The 17122-nt window shown below is 63.4% G+C and carries 20 protein-coding genes; 11 read left to right on the forward strand and 9 right to left on the reverse strand.

The window, feature by feature from the left end; translation table 11 throughout:
- Positions 1-290: 290 nt before the first annotated feature.
- Genes cyoA through cyoD form a run of 4 tightly spaced genes read left to right on the forward strand, consistent with a single transcriptional unit; the run spans position 291 to position 4334 of the window.
- On the forward strand, positions 291-1205 hold the full coding sequence (cyoA, locus tag CK224_RS28630) for a ubiquinol oxidase subunit II (RefSeq protein WP_066997088.1): 915 nt from the start codon (positions 291-293) through the stop codon (positions 1203-1205).
- Positions 1206-1207: 2 nt separating this feature from the next.
- Positions 1208-3211, forward strand: coding sequence for a cytochrome o ubiquinol oxidase subunit I (cyoB, locus tag CK224_RS28635; RefSeq protein ID WP_176478044.1), 2004 nt, complete (start codon positions 1208-1210; stop codon positions 3209-3211).
- Entirely contained in the window at positions 3208-3927 is a 720-nt protein-coding gene (locus CK224_RS28640; RefSeq protein ID WP_095784114.1) for a cytochrome (ubi)quinol oxidase subunit III, read from the forward strand. Before cyoB ends, CK224_RS28640 begins: the two co-directional genes overlap by 4 nt.
- On the forward strand, positions 3924-4334 hold the full coding sequence (gene cyoD / locus CK224_RS28645) for a cytochrome o ubiquinol oxidase subunit IV (RefSeq protein ID WP_095778315.1): 411 nt from the start codon (positions 3924-3926) through the stop codon (positions 4332-4334). Before CK224_RS28640 ends, cyoD begins: the two co-directional genes overlap by 4 nt.
- 136 nt (positions 4335-4470) lie before the next feature.
- Here the strand turns inward: cyoD and CK224_RS28650 are convergent, their stop codons facing one another.
- A complete protein-coding gene (locus tag CK224_RS28650; RefSeq protein WP_095784115.1) occupies positions 4471-5628 on the reverse strand; it encodes a sulfite oxidase in 1158 nt (385 codons plus the stop codon).
- 500 nt (positions 5629-6128) lie between these two features.
- Here CK224_RS28650 and CK224_RS28655 point away from each other — a divergent pair, with 500 nt between their 5' ends.
- The gene (locus CK224_RS28655) at positions 6129-7187 is read left to right on the forward strand and encodes an aminopeptidase (RefSeq protein ID WP_095784116.1); all 1059 of its coding nucleotides are present in this window, start codon (positions 6129-6131) and stop codon (positions 7185-7187) included.
- A gap of 178 nt (positions 7188-7365) precedes the next feature.
- Here the strand turns inward: CK224_RS28655 and CK224_RS28660 are convergent, their stop codons facing one another.
- Complete coding sequence (locus CK224_RS28660; protein ID WP_067325155.1) at positions 7366-7596, reverse strand: hypothetical protein; 231 nt, start codon at positions 7594-7596, stop codon at positions 7366-7368.
- A 188-nt stretch (positions 7597-7784) separates the two neighbouring features.
- Positions 7785-9011, reverse strand: coding sequence for an anion transporter (locus tag CK224_RS28665; protein WP_095778314.1), 1227 nt, complete (start codon positions 9009-9011; stop codon positions 7785-7787).
- 599 nt (positions 9012-9610) lie between these two features.
- Here CK224_RS28665 and CK224_RS28670 point away from each other — a divergent pair.
- The 3 genes from CK224_RS28670 (at position 9611) to CK224_RS28680 (ending at position 11556) form a co-directional block, all read left to right on the forward strand.
- On the forward strand, positions 9611-9901 hold the full coding sequence (locus CK224_RS28670; RefSeq protein WP_095784117.1) for a hypothetical protein: 291 nt from the start codon (positions 9611-9613) through the stop codon (positions 9899-9901).
- A gap of 92 nt (positions 9902-9993) precedes the next feature.
- Positions 9994-10452: a GFA family protein gene (locus CK224_RS28675; RefSeq protein ID WP_095784118.1), complete on the forward strand. Its 459-nt coding sequence runs from the start codon at positions 9994-9996 to the stop codon at positions 10450-10452.
- Between the two features lie 558 nt (positions 10453-11010).
- Positions 11011-11556, forward strand: a complete 546-nt coding sequence (locus tag CK224_RS28680; protein ID WP_095784119.1) for a hypothetical protein — start codon at positions 11011-11013, stop codon at positions 11554-11556.
- Positions 11557-11591: 35 nt separating this feature from the next.
- Here CK224_RS28680 and CK224_RS28685 read toward each other — a convergent pair whose 3' ends face one another.
- Entirely contained in the window at positions 11592-11861 is a 270-nt protein-coding gene (locus CK224_RS28685; RefSeq protein WP_127241096.1) for a hypothetical protein, read from the reverse strand.
- Positions 11862-12027: 166 nt separating this feature from the next.
- Between CK224_RS28685 and CK224_RS28690 the strand changes: the two genes are divergently transcribed.
- Positions 12028-12222, forward strand: coding sequence for a hypothetical protein (locus CK224_RS28690; RefSeq protein ID WP_095778310.1), 195 nt, complete (start codon positions 12028-12030; stop codon positions 12220-12222).
- 124 nt (positions 12223-12346) lie between these two features.
- Here the strand turns inward: CK224_RS28690 and msrA are convergent, their stop codons facing one another.
- The 5 genes from msrA to CK224_RS28725 form a co-directional block, all read right to left on the reverse strand.
- Positions 12347-12865, reverse strand: coding sequence for a peptide-methionine (S)-S-oxide reductase MsrA (gene msrA, locus CK224_RS28695; RefSeq protein ID WP_066997053.1), 519 nt, complete (start codon positions 12863-12865; stop codon positions 12347-12349).
- Between the two features lie 211 nt (positions 12866-13076).
- On the reverse strand, positions 13077-13328 hold the full coding sequence (locus CK224_RS28700; protein WP_066997050.1) for a hypothetical protein: 252 nt from the start codon (positions 13326-13328) through the stop codon (positions 13077-13079).
- A 792-nt stretch (positions 13329-14120) separates the two neighbouring features.
- On the reverse strand, positions 14121-14858 hold the full coding sequence (locus CK224_RS28715) for a terminase family protein (RefSeq protein WP_245299682.1): 738 nt from the start codon (positions 14856-14858) through the stop codon (positions 14121-14123).
- Positions 14803-15195, reverse strand: coding sequence for a hypothetical protein (locus CK224_RS28720; protein ID WP_066999378.1), 393 nt, complete (start codon positions 15193-15195; stop codon positions 14803-14805). Before CK224_RS28720 ends, CK224_RS28715 begins: the two co-directional genes overlap by 56 nt.
- The gene (locus tag CK224_RS28725; protein WP_095784123.1) at positions 15188-15574 is read right to left on the reverse strand and encodes a hypothetical protein; all 387 of its coding nucleotides are present in this window, start codon (positions 15572-15574) and stop codon (positions 15188-15190) included. The genes CK224_RS28720 and CK224_RS28725 overlap by 8 nt, the downstream gene beginning before the upstream one ends.
- A 470-nt stretch (positions 15575-16044) precedes the next feature.
- Here CK224_RS28725 and CK224_RS28730 point away from each other — a divergent pair, with 470 nt between their 5' ends.
- Both CK224_RS28730 and CK224_RS28735 read left to right on the forward strand, forming a co-directional pair.
- On the forward strand, positions 16045-16365 hold the full coding sequence (locus CK224_RS28730; protein ID WP_066999384.1) for a hypothetical protein: 321 nt from the start codon (positions 16045-16047) through the stop codon (positions 16363-16365).
- 139 nt (positions 16366-16504) lie between these two features.
- Positions 16505-17050, forward strand: a complete 546-nt coding sequence (locus tag CK224_RS28735; protein ID WP_095784124.1) for a hypothetical protein — start codon at positions 16505-16507, stop codon at positions 17048-17050.
- Positions 17051-17122 lie beyond the last annotated feature (72 nt).

Consider the following 17122-nt stretch of genomic DNA (forward strand, 5'->3'; position numbering starts at 1 on the left):
GTTGGCAGCCGTGTTCAGCAGTCGTACGGTATATGGCGGAAGTGCCTCTGCACACGGGGAGACTTCAGATGAAAGCTGCCGCAGAACGCGACCCTCGCAGGCGCGAGCTTTTGAAGGATCACGGCCCAGCCGGACTGGCCGCGAAGTCTGGTTCCGGCCGCGCCGCGGCCCAGCGGCGTCGACGACGCGCCGCCCACAGTCAAGACGTCCCGCCGATCCGTTCGCGCCAAGCATGATCCGTTCCAGTGCTTTCCTTCCCTAGACCAAGGCGAGGCCGCTCGCCGCTCTGGATGGGCCTGATCGCAACGCTCTCCGGCTGCGCGGGCGGGGTGCTCGACCCGCAGGGCCCGATCGGGGCGGGCAACCGCACGATCCTGCTCAACTCGCTGGCGGTCATGCTGGTCATCGTCATTCCGACGCTGGTGGCACTGCTTTTGTTTGCCTGGATGTTCCGTGCCTCCAACCGCAACGCCCGCTACGAGCCGGAATTCACCTATTCGGGGCGTATCGAGCTGATCGTCTGGTCGATCCCGACGCTCACCATCCTCTTCCTCGGCGGTCTGATCTATTACGGATCCTACCATCTCGACCCGCGCCGGCCGATCGCCTCCAGCCAGCCGCCGCTCGACATCCAGGTGGTGGCGCTCGACTGGAAATGGCTGTTCCTCTACCCCGACCAGGGCGTCGGAACGGTCAACCAGCTGGTCATCCCTGCCGGCGTTCCCGTACGTTTCAAGCTGACCTCGGCCAGCGTGATGAACACCTTCTTCGTGCCGCAGCTCGGCAGCATGATCTATGTCATGAACGGCATGCAGACCGAGCTCAACCTGCAGGCCGACCGCGAGGGCGACTATCTCGGCCTGTCGGCGCATTTCAGCGGCGATGGCTTTTCCGACATGAATTTCCGCGTGCGCGCCGTCCCGCCCGACGAGTTTGCGCGCTGGGCCTCTTCGCTGCATGGCGCCGGCGGCGTGCTCAACGCGCGCGCCTATGGCGAGCTTGCCCGGCAGAGCATCAACGTGCCGCCGGCCTCGTTCGGCGTCGTGCAGGACGGCCTGTTCGACGCGATCGTGCGCCAGACGTTGCCGCCCGGTCCGGGTCCCGCCGAAACCGCCGCCGGCGAGCCGCAGGTAAGCCCCAAGGCCCAGCCCAAGGCCGGGACGCCGGCGCCTGCCCAACAGCCGCAGCCGAAAGCGGGAGGATGACGATGCTCGGCAAGCTCGACTGGTCTGCCATTCCCTTCGAGCAGCCCATCCCGCTGGGCGCCGCGCTTGTCGTCTTCCTGGCGGCCGCCGCGGTGCTGATCTGGGTCACGGTGAAAGGATACTGGCCCTATCTCTGGGACGAATGGATAACCTCGGTCGACCACAAGCGCATCGGCGTCATGTATATCGTTCTGGCGGCGCTGATGCTGCTGCGCGGCTTCGTCGATGCGGTGATGATGCGCACGCAGCAGGTGCTCGCCATCCACGGGCCAGGCTACCTGCCGCCCGAGCATTACGACCAGGTCTTTTCGGCCCACGGCACGATCATGATCTTCTTCGCCGCGATGCCCTTCGTCATCGGGCTGATGAACTTCGTCGTGCCGCTGCAGCTCGGCATCCGCGACGTCGCCTTTCCGACGCTGAATTCGGTCAGTTTCTGGCTGACGGCGACCGGCGCGCTCCTGGTCAACATCTCGCTCGTCGTCGGCGAGTTCGCCCGCACCGGCTGGCTGCCCTATGCGCCGCTGTCGGAGACGACCTACTCGCCGGGCGTCGGCGTCGACTATTATCTCTGGTCGATCCAGATCTCCGGCGTCGGCACGCTGCTCACCGGCGTCAACCTGGCGACCACCATCCTCAAGATGCGCGCGCCGGGCATGGGCTATCTGCGCATGCCGATGTTCTGCTGGACATCGCTCGCCTCCAACCTGCTGATCGTCGCGGCCTTCCCGATCCTCACCGCCACGCTCGCCATGCTGACGCTCGACCGCTACCTCGGCTTCCATTTCTTCACCAACGAAGCCGGCGGCAACCAGATGATGTTCATGAACCTCATTTGGGCGTGGGGCCATCCGGAGGTCTACATCCTGGTGCTGCCCGCCTTCGGCATCTATTCCGAGATCTTCTCGACCTTCTCATCGAAGCCGCTGTTCGGCTACCGGTCGATGGTCGCGGCGACGCTGTTCATCTGCATCGTCTCCTTCATGGTCTGGCTGCACCACTTCTTCACCATGGGCGCCGGGGCCGACGTCAATGCCGCCTTCGGCATAGCCACCTCGGTCATCGCGGTCGGCACCGGGGTCAAGATCTACAACTGGCTCTTCACGATGTATGGCGGGCGCGTGCGCTTCGACACGCCGATGCTGTGGGCGCTGGGCTTCGTCACCACCTTCATCATCGGCGGCATGACCGGCGTGCTGCTCGCCGTTCCGCCGGCCGACTTCATGCTGCACAATTCGCTCTTCCTGGTGGCGCATTTCCACAATGTGATCATTTCGGGCGTGTTGTTCGCCGCCTTCGCCGGCTTCACCTACTGGTTCCCGAAAGCCTTCGGCTTCCGGCTGCATGAGGGCTGGGGCAAGGCCGCGTTCTGGTTCACCCTTGCCGGCTACGTGCTGGTCTTCGTGCCGCTCTATATCGTCGGCCTGCTCGGCATGACGCGCCGTCTCCAGCATATCGACATGGACCTGTGGACGCCGTGGCTGGTCGTGGCGGCCTTCGGCATAGTGGTGATGATCGTCGGCGCCGCCTGCCAGGTCGCGCAGCTCGTCGTCTCGATCAGGCATCGCGACGAATTGCGCGACGAAACGGGCGACCCTTGGGACGGCCGCTCGCTGGAATGGTCGACATCCTCCCCGCCGCCCTTCTTCAACTACGCGCGGCTGCCGCATGTCGAGAACGAGGAACCCTACTGGACCATCAAGCAGCGGGCGATGGAGGAGCAAAGGCCCGGCGAGGACGAAAGCTATGAGCCGATCGAAATGCCGCGCAACAGCCCGACCGGCTTCGTCACCGCCTTCTTCAGCACGCTGATCGGCTTCGCCCTGATCTGGCACATCTGGTGGCTGGCGATCGTAGGCTTCATCGGCGCCTATATCACTTTCGTCGTCTTCGCCTGGCGAGAGCACGGCGACTACGAAGTCTCCGCGGAGGAAGTCGAGCGCATAGACCGCGACGGCAGGGCCGCACAGCTTGCCTGGCTGCGCAGACGGGAGCGCGTGGCATGAGCGACATCACGGCCGGCAGCGCGGCGCGCGATCCCTACCGGGTTGGACGGTCAGGCGGGCATGGTCATGGGGGACACGGTCATGGGGGTCACGGCCATGCGGGACACGGCCATGGCCTGCTCTCGGCGACCGGCCACGGCCAGGGCGGCCCGGCCTCGAAGTTCGTCACCGTGGCCTACGGCTTCTGGATCTTCCTCCTGTCCGACATCATCATGTTCTCGGCTTTCTTCGCCGCTTATGCGGTCCTGTCGACGGCGACCGCCGGCGGGCCATCCGGTAAGGAGCTGTTCGAGCTGCCGCGCGTTGCGGCGCAAACGGGGCTGCTGCTCACATCGAGCTTCACCGGCGGGCTGGCGACGCTCGCGACCCAGCGCCGGTCGATGGCCGCCACCCAGTTCTGGCTTCTGGTCACCGGCCTGCTCGGCGCTGCCTTCCTGTTCCTCGAGGTGCAGGAATTCGCGGTGATGGCGAGCGAGCAGGCAGGCCCTTCGCGCAGCGCCTTCCTGTCAGCCTTCTTCGCCCTTGTCGGCTGCCACGGCACCCATGTCGGGCTCGGCCTGCTCTGGCTCGGTACCATGATGGCTCAGCTCTGGGTGAAGGGCTTCCGGCCGGAAATACTGCGCCGGCTCCACTGCTTCGGCCTGTTCTGGCACGCGCTCGACATTATCTGGGTCGCCATCTTCACCCTGGTCTATCTCTTGGGAGCGTCGCCATGAGCGACATCGACAGCCGGACCGACGAGGAACTCGACCGCCGCGATTCGGCGCCGGGCGAGGAGCGCATCACCGAGCATGAGCTGGCGGGAGGGCTGTCCGGCTACCTGCTCGGCTTCGGCCTGGCGATCCTGCTGACCATCGCCTCTTTCCTCGCCGCGCAGACCGGCCTGATCTACCAGCCGGCGGTGATCTCGGCCCTGGTGGTGCTGGCGATCGCGCAGATGGGCGTGCATCTGGTCTTCTTCCTGCACCTGACCACCGGGCCCGACAACACCAACAACGTGCTCGCGCTCGCCTTCGGCGTGCTGATCGTCGCGCTGGTCGTGATCGGCTCGGTCTGGATCATGGCCCATCTCAACCTGAACATGGCTCCGATGAGCGCCCATCAGGCCAGGATGATGCCATAAGGCGGCTCAACCCGCCGGCAGAGGCGTTCTCCCGCGTGGGTCGCCACCGTCACAGCCGGCCCGATCGACGTCATGACCCCATGCCAAAAGCATGGGGTCACATCGATGTGAGAGGGTTTTATAGACTTCCCGCCGGTCAGTGAATGCCGATGCGTCGCGTCACCTGACCGTTGCTTTCCCAGTAGGTATGCTTCTTGGCAATGATGGGATCGTCCATTGCGGGTTGGACCTGCCCTCCGGTACTAACGGCGCGCGAGGTGACTGTGTGCTCCCCGGCGGAGGGCTTGGGCCAGTCGACGGACCATATCTTCCAAGCGAAGTCCGCCTTTTCGGTTTCATCGATGGTCGCCGGCATCCATGGGCCGTCATCGATCTTCACCTCGACCCGCTCGATCGGCGCGCCCCAGGCCGCCCCGACGATCCTGTAATCATTGCCGATATGAGTGACCCGGGCCGGCGCAGACTTCAGGCGCGCCCTCCCGACAGAGGTTTCCATCCATACCGTCTCTCCGTTGTGCTCCTCCTCGCGCAGCGTGACATAATCGCGTCCCATGAACTGGTTCACGAAGCGTTGGTCCCTGACTTCGATACGCTTGAGCCATTTCACGTTCGCGATCCCGTACCAGCCCGGCGCTATCAGCCGCAGCGGGAACCCGTTATCGGCAGGCAAGGCAGTGCCGTTCATCTCGTAGCAGAGGATATTTTTGGGGTCCAAGGCGTCGGCGAGCGACATGCTGCGCGCAAAGTTCTGCGTAAACTTGACGTCGTCGGCTCGCTTGATTTCACCTTTATCGGCGCCCCAGAAGACAATCTCGATGCCACTGTCGAGGACGCCGACCTCCATAAGGATCGGGGCGAGCGGCGTGCCCGCCCAGCGAGCATTGCCAATCCCGCCATTGAAGAACGGCAGGCCAGTATTGCCCGAACATTCGACCGTGAACGTGACTTCCTGGCGTGGTCGAGCCTTGATGTCGGCGAGCGTCAGGGCAGTCGGCTTTTTGACGGACCCGCCAATTTCGAGCTTCCACGTGCTTTCGTCGATGACCGGCCGGTCGAAATGCGCGATTGAGAAGAACTTGTCGTTGGGCGTCACCCAGGAATCGAGATCCTCCCACACCAACTGATTTTTGATGACTTGCGGAACCGGGTTTGGCGGCAGCTGATCGAGCCATTTGATGACTTCCTCGCCGGCCCGGGTTGGAAAAGCATAGGCAATCCGCGATTGAAAGGACGCCAGCGCCACGAGGGTTGCCCCTCCTCGAACCATGAATTCACGTCTGGGAAGGTAATGCATGATCACTTCTCCTCCAGTGAAAAGCTCAGTTCTCCTTCAGTGAGTAAATGCGAATAGCGACCGCGATCGCGCAAAGCAGAAGCCGGACGCGGCGGGCAATGATGAGAGCGCGTGGAACAACCCCCGAGTTGGAAGTGCGCCCTAGTTGAAGCGACGTCTCCCGCTCTCAATGCGCCGGCGTGTCAGGTCCGAGCCGGCGGTCTTCAACTATACGCCCTATCTGTCGTCGTGGCGAGGGCAAGGGCTGGCATCTTCGCATCAGGACTCGATACCTGCATCGTGCTCCAAGCTTGAATGCCGCCGACGATTGATGCGTTGCATCTTGTGAACGGCATGGACCTGGTCAGCACCGATGTCAGCTCTGAGGCGTTGCCGATCCTGCCAAAGTCCGACCCGTGACGTCCCACCAGGTCTTGACGAAGATCGGCGGGCCTGTTTGAGACTCGGGGTCAAATGGGGACACGTGCTCCACGGGGAGACAAACAGGCGGTGGGCAGGCTGTGAGGCGCGTTTTTCGATTGCTTGCCGCGGCGATCCTGGCGGCCGGCGTGGCCGGGTGCACCAGCATTTCCTACTACGCGCAGTCGCTGGAGGGCCATGTTGAGATCATGGCGGCGCGCAAGAATGTCGGCAAGCTGATCCGCGACCCCGCAACGCCGGAGGCATTGCGCGTCAAGCTGACGTCGGCGAGCGCCATACGCCGCTTTGCCACGGATGAACTGGCGCTGCCCGAAAACAGCAGTTACAGCAGCTATGTCGACATCGGCCGGGACGCTGTGACCTTGGCGGTTTTTGCCGCGCCGCAATTCTCGCTCACGCCCGTAACGTGGTGCTTTCCGGTCTTCGGCTGCGTTCCGTACCGGGGTTACTTTTCCCTGAAATCGGCGGCTGAGAGCGCTGCCGAACTGCAGCGACAAGGGCTGGACGTTTACGTCTCGGGAGTCACCGCATATTCGACGCTCGGATGGTTCAGCGATCCGCTGCTCAGCACCATGCTGCGTCAAGACGACACCTATCTCGCAAGCCTGATCTTCCATGAGCTGGCGCATCAGAAAATCTATGTGAACGGCGACTCCGCGTTCAACGAGGCTTTCGCGGTTTCGGTCGAAACCACCGGCGTCAGGAAATGGCTCCGCGCCACCGGCAATCGCGCGGGATTGCGCCGCTACGAAGCCAATCGCAAGCGCAGCGCCGATTTTCTCGGCCTGATAGCGAAAACCCGGGACGAGTTGCGGCAAGTCTATGGAAGTCCGCGTAGCCCGCAGCAGATGGCCGCTGCCAAAGCAGCCGCGATCGACAGGCTGCGGATGCGCTACCGGCGCATGCGCGATACGCGCTGGGCCGGATACCGGGGCTATGACGCCTGGTTCGATAGCCCGATCAACAACGCAAAGCTCGCCGCGACTGCCGTCTATGGCGAACAGGTTCCGGCGTTTCTTCGCCTGTTCGACTTGTGCTCCGGCGACTATCCAAGGTTCTACGCCGCCGTTCGAAGGATCGGGAATTTGCCCAGACCTTCGCGCGCGCAGACGCTGAAGACCGTGGCGGCGTGCGATTGACGCGAACAGGCAGGGGCCGGCCGCGCGTACCCGACATGAGCGAAGCCAACTCGGGCAGCCCATCACACAGGGCGCGCCATATGCGATTGCCCTTAGGCAGCCGCGCGGTGCCGCGACGCCCAAAAAGGCCTCTTGCGGAGCCTCGTCGCAACAGAGGCGCCCGGTCGGCGCGCGGCCTCTAGCTCGAAAACGTCACGGTCACGCCGCGCTGGCGGAAATAGGCCTGCATCAGCTTGCGGCCCGCGCGGTTGTTGTGCGCCAGCTTGGCCGGCTCGAACACCGCCTGTTTCAGCCCTTCCCGCGCCATCGCCGCCTTGAGCGTCGCTATATGCGCATCGATGTCGGCGTTGTCCGCGCGGATCGAGGCATAGATGCTTTCGGTCGCTTCGGCCACGGTCGGTTCGCTCACTTGTGTCGTCCTTCGGTTGATTGCGCGGCGGCTTAACCGGGCCTGAAAACAAAAACAAGGCTCCATGGGGCCTTGTCGCACTCACCTCTCAGGAGAACCCTGCCCTATTCTCCCCGCCAGTTGCTTGGCGTTTTCCGGCGTGATCGCCCACGCCGACGCGATCGCCCCAACGTAAAGGCGTCCAACGGCTACGAAGTGAGCGCCAGCCACGCCGTGCCGAAGACCAGCGTCAACAGCGTCAGCGGCAAACCGACCTTGAAGAAAGCTGCGAAGGACAGCTCCTTGCCGGCCGCTCTTGCCTGCTCAGCGACGATGAGGTTGGCGACCGAGCCGAGCAGCGTGAAATTGCCGGCGAGCGTCGAGCTCATCGCCACGACCAGCCACGCGCGGTGGGGGTTTTCGAGCCCCGGGATGAACGGCCTCAACGCCAGCACCGCCGGCACGTTGCTCATGACGTTGGAAAGCACCGCGGTGAAGCCGGAGAGCCGCCACACATCGTCGAGGCCCATATTCTTCGCCGCGGCGATCATGTCGGGGGTGAGCAGCGTGCGCTCGGCGCCCGCCACGACCACGAACAGTCCGGCGAACATGAAGAGCAGCGGGCCGTCGATCTCGCGGTAGATGCGGTGCGGCTTGATCGCGCGGGTGACGAGCAGGAAAGCGCCGGCAATGAGCGCCGCCTTGGCGACGGGCGCGCCAGCGAAGAAGGCGAACGCCAGCACCACGCAGACGATGGTCGCCTTCAGGACCTGTCCGGGCAGCATGCGGCCGCGATAGACCTCGGGGCTGAGCTCGGCGGCGCGGGAGAATTCGCCGCGGTAGACGATGCGGACAATGACGATGACGGCGACAAGGCCGAACAGCGCCACCGGCGCGAGCGCCGCCGTGAAGGCCGGATAGGAAATGCCCGAGAGCGCGCCGATCACCATGTTCTGCGGGTTGCCGGTGATGGTGGCGACGCTGCCGCAGTTGGAGGCCGTGCAGGTGGCGATCAGGTAGGGAACCGGGTTGCGCCGCATGACGCGGGTGACGTGGACGACGATCGGCGCCATCACCAGGCAGATCGCGTCATTGACCAGAAAGGCCGAAAGCACTCCGGTCAGAAGCGTCACCATGACGAGCAGCATGAAGGGCGCGTGCGCATGCTCAATGGCGAAGCCGCCGAGCGCCCGGAACGCGCCCGACACTTTCAGATGCGCGACCACGATCATCATGCCGAGCAAAAGCGTGATCGTGTCGAAATTGATGGCGCGGTAGGCATCCTCCATGCCGATCGCGCCGATGGCGATCATGGCGGCGCCACCGAGCAGCGCGATGCCGGCACGATCCAGCCTGAAGCCCGGAATACGGCCGACGGCAACGCCGGCATAAGTGGCTACCAGGATGAAAAGCGCTCCCGCGCCGGTCCATGTCATTGCAGGAAAATCCCGTTGCCTGCCCGCGCCCGACGGAATCTGCTCGGGCGCCCTTTGCCGGACGAGCTTTAGCAACGGCAGCGCAAAGGGAAAGGGTCGAGGGATGAAACTTTCCTCATCCGTCCGGGGCTTTTATATCTCGGATAGCTAATGTAATGTCTTGCGAAAACAGGGCCGACAATCCAGTCGTTGGGGACTAAATGGATGAACGCGGTCGTTGAAGCGGAGCATCGCGTCTCGCCAAACGAGAATCTGATGCCCTCGGCGGAATGCCGGCGCTGCCATGGCGCCAGGAAAATTTTCATTTGCGACCGCTGGGTCGCCTCCAACGGCCATTGCTGCCCGGGAGGAACGCACCGGCTGAGCTGTCCGGGACACAGTGTGATCTGCCTGGAATGCGGCGGATCGGGAGGCCAGAATGCCTGACCGGGTTCTTACCGACGTCGCGCTGACCGTCGCTTCGCCGTCCGTCCGACCGCGACAAGGCCGGTTGCGCAGACATCGTCATCGGCGGCGTCTTGCTGTTCAAAAGCCTTGCGGTGTTCCGGCGGCGAGCCATATTCGTACCGCAAAAGCGATCACTGAAAGCTGGCGCCTCGATGAAAAGCCTGACGACCGCCCTTGTAGCCGGCACGATATTATGGACTGCGGGCGCCGCCGATGCGCGGCCCGACACACGCGCCATGACCTGTGGCGAGACGCAGGCGCTGATCCAGCGCCGGCATGCTGCGGTGCTGACCACCGGGCCCAACACTTATGATCGTTTCGTGCGCCAATTCGGCAATGAGTGCGACTGGCCGGAAGTCCCGATGTCGGTCGCGGTTCCGACCCGTGACGGTCCATGCCGCGTCTACCGCTGCGAGGAACCGGTCTTCGACTTCCCCGGTTGAGCGACGTACCGACCGCGCTGTGGAACAGTTGAGGCGGCATGCGAATTGTAGCGGATGGTGACACCAATGTCCCGGCTGCAGGAGGAACGGCCATGCTCAACGATGTCATGCGTAGCGGCAGCTGCCTGTGCGGCGGTGTCCAGTTCCGGGTGACCGGGGAGCCGCTGAGGGTGGGACTTTGCCATTGCAAGGACTGCCGCAAGACCAGCGGATCGGCGTATCAGGCCTTTGCCATATGGCCGCGCCAGGCATTCGAAAGCGCGGGTATCACCAGCACCTATGGCGGACGAAGCTTCTGTCCAACCTGCGGCAGCCGCTTGCCGTCGGTTCGCGAGGACGAGGCCGAGGTGATGATCGGCAGCCTGGATGTCGTGCCGACCGAAGGGCTTGAGCCCAGCTACGAATTGTGGATCGGTCGGCGCGAGCAGTGGTTGCATCCTCTGCCCGAGGCGAGCCAATTCGAGCATGACCGGACCGTCGCTGAGTCGGCGGCCGATGATGCCGAGCCGGAGGCCGTGCGGGAGCCCTATCGCGAATCGGCTAAATGCTGAATGGTGGCAGTAAGGCTTAAGTCGCAGAGCAAAGACGCATCGGTCCAGCGAGCCGGCGCCTATGCCCCTGAACGACCGGGCGCTGACCGCGAGGGCCTTGTCTTCTTCTGGAAGTCGGGCATTTTCAACCAACGGTCGGTTTGCCGGAGCGGCAGCGGCCGCTAGCATCCCCGGCGCGGCGAAACCGTTTGGAGGCCGCTTCGGCCGGCGCGGCTCAGGCAACACCAGCATTGCCGCGCCGGCCTTACAAGATGGATAGAATGTCCAGCCCAGGCGTCGCGTCCGGGCGAATACAACTTGTGATGTTGTTTTAGATTCGAAAGCTTCCTTCTCGCGTGAAGCACCGGCTTCATTTCCAACACGGAAATGAAAATTGTTTCGGCCAGAGAAATTTTTTCACCGTCCGTATTTCCTGGATGATGCCAACTATGCGGCGAAGCTATGCAAGCAAGCGGCAGGCCCAATCATTTTCCTGCCTTGTACAAAAACTCACCTTTGTTTCTTTTTGATTTTAAGACATAGTACTGGCGAATCCTGAAACCGGACGGGGCGGTTTTCATGACACTGGCGCCTCAACGCAGCCGCAATGTGCATCTCCGGTATCCACCGATCGACGGGTTTTGGACCTGGGACATCAAGCGCGACCGCGTCTATGGGGACGCGAATCTGTCCGCTTATTTCGACCTGACGCTCGAGGAGTTCTCGCACGGCGCGCCGCTGGAGCGGTGCATGCAAAGCATCGAGCGGGACGATCAGCCGCGGGTTCGGCTGGCGATCCGCAAGGCCATCGAGCGCAGGTCAGGTTTTCGCGAGGTCTACAAGGTCCGCTCGGAAAAGATGGGGCTGCGCAAGATCCTTGCCGTCGGCCAGTGCTATGTCGATGACATGGGCGAGGCAGCGCTCTATCCCGGCTGGTTCATCGACCTGACGCAGGATGCCGCGGGCGAGGATCACTCGCTGCGCGAAATCCATGAACATGTCGAGCAGGCCAGGGAAATCGCGCAGTCGATCGGGGACGACATGCTTTCTTACCTGCTGGACAACATCCAGGAAGAGATCCTGCAAAGGCTTGGCGAGAGATCGAGGAGGCGCAAATCGTCCTGAGGCGATCTTTGTCAGTTTCTCGGCCGGGTTCCGGGCTAGCTTCTGGGCGGAAGCCTGCCGCGCCTGCCGATCTCGGCCGTCACCATGCGCGCGAAATGCGAGTGGGGCGAGCGTCGCTCGATAAGCTTGGCTCGCTCGAGCGCGGCGTCGCCGTAGAATTCGATCAGCACGTTGGCGGCCTTGGCGGCATCGGCCTGCAGCCTGCCGAGATCGGCCTGTCCGCTCCCGCTCGCGGGCTCGCTCCTGGCAATCACGTCAAGCATGGCTTGCAGCTTGTCGGGAGTGCTGCCCTCGTCTTCATGCATAGTCGCCATCCGATTGGGGGCGTAAAATATCGACATTTTCGCGCGATGTGCAACAGCTTCATTGATCGAGCGCAGGTGCAACCGGGCGCAGCCTGGCCGCGAGCGAGCCGACAACCTTCGTACAAGTATAGTCAGCCAAACTTCCACGCAGACATTGGGGGCACCGATGGACCAGCCGAGCAAAATGGAAAACCTGCAGTTTGCGCAGGGGATCTTGCGCGAGCTTCGCCAGAAGGCTGAGGCCGACGGCGAAAAGCTTCTGACCTACCTCATCGACATGGCTTACCTTGAAGCCAGCGACCGCATCCGAGCCCACTGGATCGGCAGCCACGAAAACGAGAACCGCCGGGCCAAGGGCTAAGGGCTACTGTTCCAGCCGGAGCATGCCGGCAAAGTGCGAGCTTGCGCCCAGAACGCAAAAAAGCCCACCATGCCTTTCGGCACGGCGGGCGTGATCCTGAATGAAGGGCTGCGCAGCCCTAATTTTATGATGCGGCGGCCTTTTCGCGGACGGGCAGCTTCCAGCCCGGCCGAACGAAATGGCAGGTATAGCCGTTGGGGTAGCGCTCCAGATAATCCTGATGTTCGGGCTCGGCCTCCCAGAAGGCACCGGCCGCAGCGAGCTCGGTGACGACCTTGCCTGGCCAGAGACCCGAGGCGTCGACATCGGCGATGGTGTCTTCGGCCACCCGCTTCTGCTCGTCGTTGGTATAGAAGATCGCCGAGCGGTAGCTCGTGCCGACATCGTTGCCCTGACGGTTCCTAGTCGTCGGATCGTGGATCTGGAAGAAGAACTCGAGCAGCGTGCGGAAACTGGTCTTGGTCGGATCGAAGACGATCTCGATCGCCTCGGCATGGGTGCCGTGATTGCGGTAGGTTGCGTTCGGCACGTCGCCGCCGCTGTAGCCGACACGGGTGGAGATCACGCCGGGCAAGCGGCGGATCAGATCCTGCATGCCCCAGAAGCAGCCGCCGGCAAGGACCGCGCGTTCGGAAGAAGCCATGTCAAACCTCCTTGGATTTCTCCATAAGTGGGGATTGTGGCCCGCTTCTTCCAGCGGCTCAAGCACCTGGAAAAGGCGCCTGAAAAAGGCGACGGGAAAGGCGCCTGGAAAAGGGCGACTGGCAGGGAAACTGACCCAACCACGGTGCCCCAGTCTGCGCCGATTGCTCGCCGGTCGAGCAAACCGGCGAGCCTCGGGCTGAGCGCCAGCTTCACTTGGGCCCTTTATCGCCCCTGCCGTTGTCGCCTCCGCCATTGTTGCCCCGGCCGGGATTGCCCCGGTCATGGCCATGGCTTTCACCACCGAGGCAATTCGCGTCGCCGACGCCGCAACAGCGGCCGGCCCACAGCTTGTTGGTCGGCGTGTTGTCGCATTCGTAGATCTGCTGGCCGGCCATCGCGGATCCACCCAGGGTGGATACGGCCAGGGCGGCGAGAAGTGCATTGCGAAGGATTGCAGGCATCGAAAATCTCCATGGATACACGGGTGTTCATTTGCACCGATGCGTCGCATGGCCACGCGAATTGGTTCATCGCGATTGGCAGAATTCTTGCCGGCCGATGTCGCCAATGCTCGGTACCGATCGGCACGGCTCCCATTCCGCGCCGCTCATTCTTCTGGTGCGGGCCTGAAGCGCCGCACCAGCACCTCGAACACGATGTCCGAAAGGCGGCGATGATTTCCGCGCGCTGCTCGGGCGAATAGTGCCCGGCATCGTCGATGGTCATGAAGGTCACGTGTCGGGACATATTAGTCTCGTCGTAATTATCTGCCCCGACCAACTATTGCCGTTGATAATACTGTTCATCAATGCGAGGTTGCTGATGAAACGGGGGAGATACATGATCCGCATAGCAATCGTCGTGGCCATTGCCGCGAGTGCCTCAGCCTGCCAGTCGAACGTGCCCTATGACACGAGCAAGCAGACCTGCGGGATGCACGAGTTCAGGGGGTTCCAACGCAAAGTTTGTATCCCGGACACACCGAACGAAGTATGCAATGTCTGGTACAATCCAATTACTCGTGACGAAAGGATATGGTGCCAACCGCTAACCCGGAAAGCGACCGACCCTAAGGCTCGCGCTAGGCAGCTTGCGGGCAGCAAATATCCCTGATCGGATTTCATCCGTATTTTTTGGCTCCAATTCCTCGCCCCACGTAAGTGGGGCAGAGATGGCGCGGCGGAGCCGCGACGGAGCGGGGGCAGCGCCGGCTGTCGATGCAAGAGCGGAAAGCCACTCGTAAGCTTGTCGCCCTACGAAGACCCCCTCTCCGGCCGCTTCGCGGCCACCCCGCCTTGCGGGGGCGAGGAACCCAAGCCCTGAACCGCCTCCGCCGACAAAAACCGCAGCACCACATCCGACATCCCGAGCAGCGGTGTAAAAGTCACGATGGTTATCCCGCCTGTCGCATTGGTGCGGGTCAGGCCTTCGGAATAGATGTCGAGCGGCGGCTCCTCGTCGAACCAGACACCGTGCAGCGTCTCGCCCTGCCATTTCTCGCGGCCTTTTTCGTAGGACTTGAAGGAGAGCACGCTTTCGCCCGCCTGCACATCGCCGCCACCGCCCCAGCGCACGACGACGCTGTCCAGCGCTCCGGGCGCGCCGCGGCCCATCGTCGTTTCGGCAATGGCGTCGGCCGGGATCATGCCGGTGCCCCATTCCGCCTGTTGCTGCGGCGGGCCGACCAGCACACGCTGCGGATTGTCGCGCGTGCCCTCGCCGGTGACGCCGGCGGCCCAAAGCCGGACGGGCGTGTCGAACACCTTGCCTATCCACCAGTCCGGATAGCGGCCGGTGAGGTGCATGGCCCATTCGGCGCCCCCTGCCTTGGTCTTGCCGAGCTGGTTACCGGCCATGAACAGGCGCTCGCGGTTTTTTGCCCCCGCCGCGTGGAACTCGGACTGCCTTTCGTACGGCCTGTAGGCAGCAAGAAGGTTACGTTGACGGCGTTGGTCCATCTCCTCGAGCAGCGCCAGATAGGTCGCTATCATCGAGGAACGGCCGCAGCCTCGCTTCGAGGCCGCGGATGCGGCTGCGGATCTCCTCATCGCTCAACTGGCCCAGACTGTTTTGGTTCGCATCGAGACCCTGCGAGAACTCTTTGGGCAGCATCGTCAGCACGACCTTCAGATACTGGTCGGGCTTTTCCGCCCTGACCGCGGCGATGACGCCGGCGCCATGGGCGCGGAAATCAGCGCGCAGCGCCGCGGCGAAATCGTCGCCCAGCGTCTTTTTCGAGCGCCTGGCTATCGGCGCGGCGGCCGGCTCAGCCTTCGCTCCAGCGGTTCGGGCGCCGGCGCGCCGCGCCTTGCCTGCGCCGTCAGCCATTGGCGGCTGCAGCGGCCGCCGACGTTCCGGCGGAACGTAGCGCACGCGCCCTGGCGGCCTTGCGCGCCGGCTTCTTGCGCGGCTTGGCGCGGGCGACCTTCGGGGCGGAGGGCTGATCGACCTGTCCGGAAAACGGCTCCGTTCGTTTCAGCTTCGCCGCGGCGGCTCTCATGGCCGACGGATCGAGACCCTGGCGCGGAAAGCCGAAGCCGGCGATCGCGTCGACCGGACCGCCGCGCACCATGCCGATGCGCACACCCGGCACGACTTCCTCGACGCGGCCTGTGCGGGGCGGCTCGCCGAACGATGCGAACTCGCCGATGGCGCTGACGATTTCGACGCCGTCGTCGCCGGTGATGATGGTGGCATAGCGTGGCATGCAGAGCTTCCGCAGATTGGATTCAACTAAAAGGTCGAGTTCCCGCCCCGCCTGTCCTGCCGGACATCTCGCCCGCAAGGGGGACCATCGATCCCCTTCTTGCGGGGGATATGGCTGGCACGCCACAGGAGGATGCTGTCCCGTCGCCTCGCCAACTGGCGAAGCCACCAAGGTGAGGAGCCACAAAAAAACCCGCCGGGTGGCGGGTCGCTGGCGCAAATCAGCACCATGGATAAAATCATAGCAGAGCTGCCCTCACCTGACAAGGCTCCTAGGTAAATTTTCCTAGCTGCTTGTCTGCAGCCTTGCCGGGAAGCGACTCCGCTCGCCGCACCGATACATCGAGGCCTAGGTCGGAAAGTTCCAGAATTTTTTCTCGGAACCACCTCCGGGCCGAGGGGTTCCACCCTTAGTCGCGACGCGACAGACTCCCGAACAGAGAAACGATCTCGCACAAGAAGGAGAAGATCATGCTCATCAAGATTCTTGCGGCATCGGCTCTGACCATCGGTCTGGCTACGGCTGCGATGGCTCAGAATGCAACGGGCGGTACCGCCGACACGGCGGGCAGCGGCCAGAGCATCACGGTGGACCCCACCACGCCTGCCAATCCGCCCCCTGATCAGATGGCGCCCGATACAGGCACGACGGGCAGCATCACCACGGACGGCATGAATTCGAACGCCGATCGGAATTGCCCCGCGACGCCGCAGGGCGCCCAGCCGGATGCAACTCACACGTCGCCTGGCACGGCATCGCCGTCGGTCAACGATAATCATTGCGGCAAGTAGTAACGAGACGCGGCAGTTTCGTCGCGCGAGGGCCGTGGAGTTCCGCTCCACGGCCCTTTGCTTGGAAGGGAACCATGGCGGACGTGAGCCGTTGCAAGGTCGGGCGTGAGCCGTTGCAGAGTTCAGCAAGGAGAGACCCATGGCAGACGATGAAACCAACCAGGGTAAGGACACGAACGCAGCAGCCGCGCGCAACGGCAGCTCGACGTCCCAGGGCGGCGGCACAGAGCGAAGCAATCCGAGCCGCAGCAGCGCTGCCCGCAGCGGCAGCGCTTCGCGTACCAGCGCCAGATCTTCAGCCGCTTCGGAAGCGGCGATGAGGAAGCAGATCGCCGAATTGAAGCGCGAGGTCAGCCGGCTCAACCGCGCGCTTGCCGATCAGGCCGAGGAAGCCGCCAGTGCGACGCAAGGGTGGTACCAGAGCGCGGCCGACCGGGCCTCCGGCCTCTACAGCGGCGCGGCCGACCGAGCTTCTGAATTCTACGGCGGCGCGAGCGATCGCGCCTCACGCGCGGCAAGGCAGTTGCGAAGCCAGGCGCAGAGCGTTTCCGAAACCGTTCAGCAGAATCCCGGCACCGTCTCCACCGCCATGGTTCTCGGCGGCCTCGTCGGCTTGCTGATCGGCATGGCGATGGCGCGCAACTCGGACGCAGACCAGGACTGGGCCCGCCCCTGGAGCCGCTAGAGCGGGATGAAATTGTTGGGAGTCGTTGAGGATTCCCAAATCAGCGGGTTTATGATTCACCATTCATGCTGG

This window comes from Mesorhizobium sp. WSM3862, assembly GCF_002294985.1.
In the GTDB taxonomy this organism is placed as follows: Bacteria; Pseudomonadota; Alphaproteobacteria; order Rhizobiales; family Rhizobiaceae; genus Mesorhizobium.